This window comes from Microcoleus sp. OTE_8_concoct_300 (genome assembly GCF_031383065.1).
Lineage (GTDB): Bacteria > Cyanobacteriota > Cyanobacteriia > Cyanobacteriales > Microcoleaceae > Microcoleus.
Genome location: NZ_JANMZH010000042.1, coordinates 1 through 1190 on the forward strand (window position 1 = coordinate 1; position 1190 = coordinate 1190).

At 45.0% G+C, this 1190-nt stretch carries 1 protein-coding gene; it reads right to left on the minus strand.

The genetic code is table 11. The features are described 5' to 3' along the window. Positions 1 to 280: 280 nt before the first annotated feature. The gene (locus tag ACUVJL_RS02265) at positions 281 to 1045 is read right to left on the minus strand and encodes a site-specific integrase (protein ID WP_445244357.1); all 765 of its coding nucleotides are present in this window, start codon (positions 1043 to 1045) and stop codon (positions 281 to 283) included. Positions 1046 to 1190: the final 145 nt, after the last annotated feature.

Genomic DNA, 1190 nt, shown 5'->3' on the forward strand with positions numbered 1-1190 from the left:
TTAATTATCTCGAACAATATTCTGATGAGGTGGAACAGTTAATAAAGTTAACTCGAAATAAACGCCGCTTTTATCAACAAGGTATGCGGGCTGCAACCCTGATTCGGTCTATCTCCTAGGCCTCTTTGTCACCCCCCCAGGCGATACCGACAACAAAAAAAACTTATAGAAGGGATTCACTGGGGACGCAACCCAAGCGGGAAAATTCTCTATAATCCTATTTTGTTGAATCAATTAATAAGTTGTAATGGGGATATTAATCATCCTGAACATCTGAGTTTTATTCAGAGATATCAGATGGAATTACCACAAAATCAGCATCTGAAACCGGGTTCAAAACCGGGAAAAAATCAGGCAATTGTGGTGAGTTGACCAATCCGGCATAGTTTTCGTACAGAGTGCGAACATTGTGGCCAGTGAGGGATGCGATCGCCACGGGATTCATGCCAGCTTCCAAGCCGTGAGAAATTAGCGTGTGCCTGGTGTTGTAAGGTTTTCGGTAATCAATTCCAAGGGATGCAAGCGCAGGTTTCCAGTAGCGGTTGCAGAAATTTTTGGAGTCGATCGCTCTACCTTCGCTACTGGTGAAAATTAAATTGTCGGGCAGCGTCTCAATTGGTCGCCGATCAAGTAATAGCTGTTGCAGCCTTGGTGTTAGCGGCACCGTGCGCGCCTTGTTAGTTTTGGTTGATTTGCGAGAGCCACCATTACTCAAACTTTCTCCGATCCAGATGCGATCGCATTCAGGTGAGCAATGTCGCCATTGCAGCGCAGCAGCTTCCCCGGTGCGAAGACCGACGCCAAATTTAAACTCCACATAATCCGCGTAGTTACTGAAGTTTGAGTCAGAACGAAATTTATGAACGATGGCGCTCATTTCTGTAAGGGTGAACGGTTCGGGGCGCTGTTTTGGCGGGACTGAAACCTTAACATCAGCCCAAGGATTGTCGAGAACCAGCTTCTTTTTGTGTGCCCATTCCCAGCAAGCGTTCATCATGATAATCCGTTCGCGTACCGTCACAGGTTCAAGGGAGCGATCGGACAATAACCAATCTAGGACTTACGCATTGACAAAAAACATCATCTATGTATTCTAGACAATGCCACCACTACTAAAGTTTGCTAAAATATGCTCACGTATAACTGAAGTGAATAGATTCCTTTGGACTTCATACCAGTTACTAATTATT